We start from the raw sequence: 5,979 nt of genomic DNA on the forward strand, positions 1-5,979 counted from the left end.
GGCGATGTGGCCCGCGATTTCAACGCCCTGCTGGGGGTCATGACCTCGGCGCTCGACATGATCCTGAAACAGGCGGACGACGCCGGTCGCGTGCGCCGGCTGGGCGAGGCGGCCCTGGCGGCCGGGCGTCGCGGCGAGGCGGTGACGGGCCGGCTGTCGGCCTTCGTCGAGACCAGCGAGAGCGAGGTCCGCACCCTGGACGCCGGCGTCCTGCTGCGCGCCATGGAAAGCCGTCTGCGCGCCCAGGCCGGCCCCGGCATCGACCTGCTGGTCGAGGCCCCGTCCGGCCCGGCTCCGGCCCGACTGGATCCCGTCGCCTTCGAGGCCACGGTGCGCGCCCTGTTGACCAATGCGGTCGAGGCGGTCAGCGGCACGGGGTCCGTCGCCGTGCGGCTGGAGATGACCGATCAGGGTCCCCGGCTGAGTGTCCGCGACACCGGCCCCGGCATGGACCGCGACGTCGCCGCCCGCGCCGTCGAACCCTTCTTCACGACCAAGACCGGCCAGGCCGGGCTGGGCCTGGCCCAGGCCGCCGCCTTCGCCCGCCAGTCCGGCGGCACCCTGTCGATCGATTCGACGCCGGGCGAGGGTGCCGAGGTCGCCGTGTCCCTGGCCGACCCCCACGCGGCCTGATCGCACCTAGACCCGGGGCGGCGGGCCGAACTTGCCGGCGTTGTAGTCCTCGATCGCCTGGATGATCTCCTCGCGCGTATTCATCACGAAGGGCCCGTGGGAGAACACAGGCTCGCCGATCGGCGCGGAGTGGCCCAGCAGGATGACGGCATCGGACGCCGCCTCGATCCCGACCGCATCGCCGTCGTCGTTCAGCGTCAGCAGATGCCACGGCTCGACCGCCGTCCCGCCGACCGAGACCTGGCCCCTGACGACATAGAGAAAGACGTTGCGACCGCGTGCTACCGGCGTGGTGAATGTCCCGCCGGGCCGGAACCGGACCACCGCCATCTGGACGTCGATCAGGGACTGGATCGGGGCTGTGGTCTCGCCCCACCGACCCGAGACGGCCTCGACCGTGACGCGGCCGTCCTCGGTCGTGAAGGTCGGGATGTCCCCGGCCTGGAGCCCGACATAGGCGGGCGGGGTCATCTTCAGCCGCGAAGGCAGATTGACCCAGAGCTGGAGGATTTCCATCGGCCCGCCGTCGCGCTTGAAACTGGCCGGTGAGAGCTCGGCGTGAATCGGGCCCGATCCCGCCGTCATCCACTGGATCCCGCCCGCGCGGATGATGCTCTCGCCACCGCCCGAGTCGTTGTGCGCCAGCTCGCCCTCCAGGATGAAGGTGACGGTCTCGAACCCCCGGTGCGGATGCGGTCCGAACGGCAGGCCGCGATTGCCGGGCGCATAGGTCTGGGGCCCATGGTGGTTCAGGAACAGGAAGGGATCGACCTGGTCCAGGCCCGGTCCGGGCAGGGGCCGACGGGTGATCAGGTCGCCGATGTCGTCGCGGACGGCCGGGTGCCGGCGGGCGACCGTGCGGGGGGTCAGGGATGTCATTCGCAACATCTAATGTGCCGGATCAAGCCTCGCCAGCGGCTTGCCGCACGTTTCGGCGGTGCCACCCGCCGCCCTGAGGGTGACGAACGCCGCGCCAGACGCTAGACGCTGCCGACCATGTCCCATTCCGACCTTCCCCAGCTCGAACTCGACCTGATCAACGCCATCGGCGGCGCGACCACCGTGACCGAGGTCGAGGCGGTGCGGGTCTCCGCCCTCGGCAAGACCGGCGTCATCTCCGGCCTGCTGAAGGGGATGGGGGCGATGAGCCCCGATGAGCGGCGCGAACAGGGGCCGGTCATCAACGGCCTGCGCGACCGGGTCGCCTCGGCCATCGCCGCGAAGAAGGCCGAGCTGGAGGCCGCCGAGCTGGACGCGCGCCTGCTGTCCGAGCGTATCGACCTGACCCTGCCGTCGCGGCCGCGTCGCCGGGGCGCCGTCCATCCGACCATGCAGGTGATGGACGAGATGGTCGCCATCTTCGCCTCCATGGGCTTCGCCGTCGCCGAAGGGCCGGACATCGAGGACGACTTCCACAATTTCACCGCGCTGAACTTCCCGCCCAAACACCCGGCGCGGGAGATGCACGACACCTTCTTCCTGAGGCCCGACCCCGAAACGGGCGAGCGCAAGGTGCTGCGCACCCACACCAGCCCGGTGCAGGTCCGCACCATGATGTCGCAGCAACCGCCGATCCGCATCATCGCGCCGGGCCGGACCTTTCGTAAGGATTCGGACGCCACCCACACCCCGATGTTCCATCAGGTCGAGGGTCTGGTGATCGATCGCGACATCCACATGGGCCACCTGAAGACGACGCTTCAGACCTTCATCGCCCGCTTCTTCGAGCTGGACGCGGTGGATGCCCGTTTCCGCCCGCACCACTTCCCCTTCACCGAACCCAGCGCGGAAATGGACATCCGCTGCGACCGCTCCGGCGGCCAGCTGAAGTTCAACGAGGGCGACGACTGGCTGGAAATTCTCGGCTGCGGGATGGTGCATCCCAATGTGCTGCGCAACTGCGGCATCGACCCGGACGAATACCAGGGCTTCGCCTTCGGCATGGGCGTCGATCGCCTGGCCATGCTGAAATACGGCATGCCCGACCTGCGCCCCATGTTCGAGGCCGACACCCGGTGGCTCGCCCACTACGGCTTCTCCGCCTTTTCCGCCCCCAATCCCGCCTCCGGCCTGAGCTGATCGTCATGACCCAGAACCCCCTCCACGACGAAGCCCTCGGCCGCGAACAGGTCGCCCGCACGACGTTCGACAAGGAAGCCATCTGGCTGCCCCTGCTGGGTGTCCAGCACCTGAACGCGGGCGAGACCGTCATCCGCGGCAAGACCTTCACCGACTGCGTGATCCAGGGCCCGGCCGTGATCGCGGCCATGGGCGGGGTGTCGCTGGAAGGCTGCAACATGGGGGTCACCTCGAATGCCCGCAGCCTGATGCTGCGGCCGCTGGGCGATCACATCATCGGGGCGATCGGCCTGGTCGACTGCCGTTTCGTGCGCTGCAAATTCGTCCAGGTCGGCTTCACGGGCCCGGAGGCGGTGCTCGACGAGCTGTCGGCCAGCCTGACCGGCCTGTCCGCCGAAAGGACCGGCGCATGACGCCGGGATTCCAGTTCGCCGCCTATGGTGCCGGCCCGGTCCATACGGGCCAGCGCATCTGGCTGCCGCTGCTGATGCACGAGGTCGCGCTGGGTGGAGCCTCGGTGATCGAGGGCCGGACCTTCATCGACTGCGAGCTGCACGGGCCCGCCGTGATCGTCCCGGTCTCGGGCTGCAATTTCGCCAGCTGCAACCTGGGTTCGGCCGACGGCGACATGGCCAATCTGATGCTGCAACCGCTGGGTCCGACCAAGATCACCGGATGCATTCCGTTCCGCAACTGCCAGTTCGAGCGGTGCGGGTTCTTCTCGGTCGCCTACACGGGCGCGCCGGACTTTCTCAACGAGCTGCGCGGCATCGGGGTGCAGTCGTGAAGTTCACGCTCGCCTGGCTGAAGGACCATCTGGAGACCACCGCCGACGCGGCCCAGGTCGCCGACGCCATGACCATGGCGGGGCTGGAGGTCGAACACGTCACCGACCCCACCGTCGCCCTGGCACCGTTCACCGTGGCCCGGATCGTCTCGGCCGAACGCCATCCCAACGCCGACCGGTTGCAGGTCTGTCAGGTCGAGACCGTCGACGGGATGAAGGAGATCGTCTGCGGCGCCCCGAACGCGCGGGCAGGCCTGACGACCATCTATGCCCCCATCGGCGCCTATGTGCCGGGCCTGGGCGTCACCCTGGTCGAGAAGCCGGTGCGCGGCGTGGTGTCCAACGGCATGCTGTGTTCGGCATCCGAACTGCAGCTGGCCGACGACAGCGACGGGATCCAGGAACTGCCGCCGGAGATCCCCGTCGGCACCCCGGTCGCAAAGCTGTTCGGGGCCGATCCCGTCATCGATTTCGAGGTGACGCCGAACCGGCCGGACTGGCTGGGCGTCGCCGGCATCGCGCGCGATCTGGCGGCGACAGGCCTGGGCAAGCTCAAGCATTTCGACATCGCCATGGTGCGCGGGGCGTTCGCTTCGCCGATCTCGGTGCGGATCGAGGCCCCCGGGATGTGCCCGGTTTTCGCCGGGCGGCTGATCCGGGGCGTGACCAACGGCCCGTCGCCCGAGTGGCTGAAGCGACGGCTGGAGAGCATCGGCCTGCGCTCGATCAACCGGCTGGTCGATGTGACCAACCTGATCGCCTACGACCGCTGCCGGCCCTTGCATGTCTATGACGCGAAGAAGCTGGTGGGGTCCGAGATCGTGGTCCGCGCGGGCCAGCTGTCCGCTGGTGCCGCCCACATCGCCGAAGGCACTCCCGAACATCTGATCGCCCTCGACGGCAAGACCTACACCGTCGATCCGGGCATTTGCGTCATCGCCGACGCGGGCGGCGAACGCCCCATCGGCCTGGGCGGCGTCATGGGTGGGGAGTCCACCGGCTGTTCGGACGAAACCACCGACGTCTTCGTCGAGAGCGCCTGGTTCGATCCGATCGTGACGGCCCAGACCGGCCGGACCCTGACCATCAACTCCGATGCCCAGTACCGGTTCGCGCGCGGCGTCGATCCGGCCTCTGTCGTGCCGGGCCTGGAACTGGCCACCCGGCTGATCCTCGACCTGTGCGGCGGCGAGCCGTCGGAGATCGTTCTGGCGGGCGAGCACCCCGCCAATCCGCCCGCCTTCGCCTTCGACCCGGACTATGTGAAGCGGCTGTCGGGTCTCGACCTCGCCCATGACCGGATCGGCACCATCCTGGGTCAACTCGGCTTCCTCATCACGGCCGGAGAGACCGCCGGGACCTGGACCGTGGCCCCGCCTTCGTTCCGCCGCGACGTCGAGGGGCCCGCCGACCTCGTCGAAGAGGTGGCGCGGATCGAGGGCTTCGACGCCCTGCCCTACACCCCCCTGCCCGACCAGACGCCGTCGTCGAAAGGCGTGCTGTCGCCGCGTCAGGCGCGGGTGCGGCTGGCCCGGCGCGCCCTGGCCGCCGCCGGTTACGCCGAGGCCGTCACCTGGTCCTTCACCAAACAGTCCACGGCGGCCCTGTTCGGCGGCGGTGACGATCGTCTGGTTCTCGAGAATCCGATCGCGGCCGATCTGGACTGCATGCGCCCCTCGGCCCTGCCCAACCTGATCCAGGCGGCGGCGAGGAACGCCGCACGCGGTCACGCGGACGCCGCCCTGTTCGAGATCGGACCCATCTATCTGACCGACCAGCCGGACGGTCAGCGCACGGTGATCGCCGGCCTGATCGCGCCGCATCCGTCGCGGCATTGGGGCGGCGACGCCGAGGACGCCCTGTTCGGCCTCAAGGGCGACCTGATGGCCTTGCTGGAGCAGATCGGCGCGCCGGTCGGATCGCTGCAACTGGTCCAGGGCCAGAACCGCGACTGGTGGCATCCCGGCCGCTCGGCCCGCCTCCAGCTCGGGCCCAAGACCGTGATCGCCGAGTTCGGCGCGGTGCATCCGCGCGTGCTGAAGGCGCTGGACGCCGATGGCCCCATGCTGGCCTTCGAGATCGTGCTGGACAGCGTTCCCGAGCCCAAGGCGAAATCCAAGACGCGCGGTTCGGCCAGCCTGTCGTCCCTGATGCCCCTGACCCGTGATTTCGCCTTCGTGGTCGAGGACGGCCGGGCGGCGGGCGATCTGGTCAAGGCGGCGGCGGGCGCCGACAAGGCGCTGATCTCGGACGTGCGCGTGTTCGACGTCTATCGCGGGACCGGCGTGCCGGACGGGTTCAAGTCGGTGGCACTGGAAATCGTGATCCAGCCCCAGGCCGCGACCCTGACCGAGGCGGAGATCGAAGCCATTTCGGCGCGCGTCGTGGCGGCGGTCGAGAAGCTGGGCGGCAAGCTGAGGGGCTGACCCTCAGACCACCCCCCGCGCCCTCAGGTCCGCGATCTCATCGGCCGAAAGACC

6 protein-coding genes are annotated in these 5,979 nt (G+C 69.4%); 5 read left to right on the top strand and 1 reads right to left on the bottom strand.

The window, feature by feature from the left end; genetic code table 11:
- On the top strand, window positions 1–633 hold a 633-nt coding region (locus ACILQR_RS15040; protein WP_395652199.1), incomplete at its 5' end, for a sensor histidine kinase.
- A 6-nt stretch (window positions 634–639) separates the two neighbouring features.
- Here ACILQR_RS15040 and ACILQR_RS15045 read toward each other — a convergent pair.
- Window positions 640–1,512 carry a pirin family protein gene (locus ACILQR_RS15045; RefSeq protein WP_395652200.1) on the bottom strand — a complete coding sequence of 291 codons (873 nt, stop codon included), beginning with the start codon at window positions 1,510–1,512 and terminating at the stop codon, window positions 640–642.
- A 117-nt stretch (window positions 1,513–1,629) separates the two neighbouring features.
- Between ACILQR_RS15045 and pheS the strand changes: the two genes are divergently transcribed.
- The 4 genes from pheS to pheT are packed head-to-tail and all read left to right on the top strand — an operon-like array spanning window position 1,630 to window position 5,925.
- A complete protein-coding gene (gene pheS / locus ACILQR_RS15050) occupies window positions 1,630–2,712 on the top strand; it encodes a phenylalanine--tRNA ligase subunit alpha (RefSeq protein ID WP_395652201.1) in 1,083 nt (360 codons plus the stop codon).
- A gap of 5 nt (window positions 2,713–2,717) precedes the next feature.
- On the top strand, window positions 2,718–3,125 hold the full coding sequence (locus ACILQR_RS15055; RefSeq protein WP_395652202.1) for a hypothetical protein: 408 nt from the start codon (window positions 2,718–2,720) through the stop codon (window positions 3,123–3,125).
- Window positions 3,122–3,499 (top strand): hypothetical protein, encoded by a 378-nt coding sequence (locus ACILQR_RS15060; protein ID WP_395652203.1) that lies wholly within the window; start codon window positions 3,122–3,124, stop codon window positions 3,497–3,499. Before ACILQR_RS15055 ends, ACILQR_RS15060 begins: the two co-directional genes overlap by 4 nt.
- A complete protein-coding gene (gene pheT, locus ACILQR_RS15065; RefSeq protein ID WP_395652204.1) occupies window positions 3,496–5,925 on the top strand; it encodes a phenylalanine--tRNA ligase subunit beta in 2,430 nt (809 codons plus the stop codon). The genes ACILQR_RS15060 and pheT overlap by 4 nt, the downstream gene beginning before the upstream one ends.
- Window positions 5,926–5,979 lie beyond the last annotated feature (54 nt).

The sequence above is a fragment of the Brevundimonas sp. genome (assembly GCF_044239655.1).
Lineage (GTDB): Bacteria > Pseudomonadota > Alphaproteobacteria > Caulobacterales > Caulobacteraceae > Brevundimonas.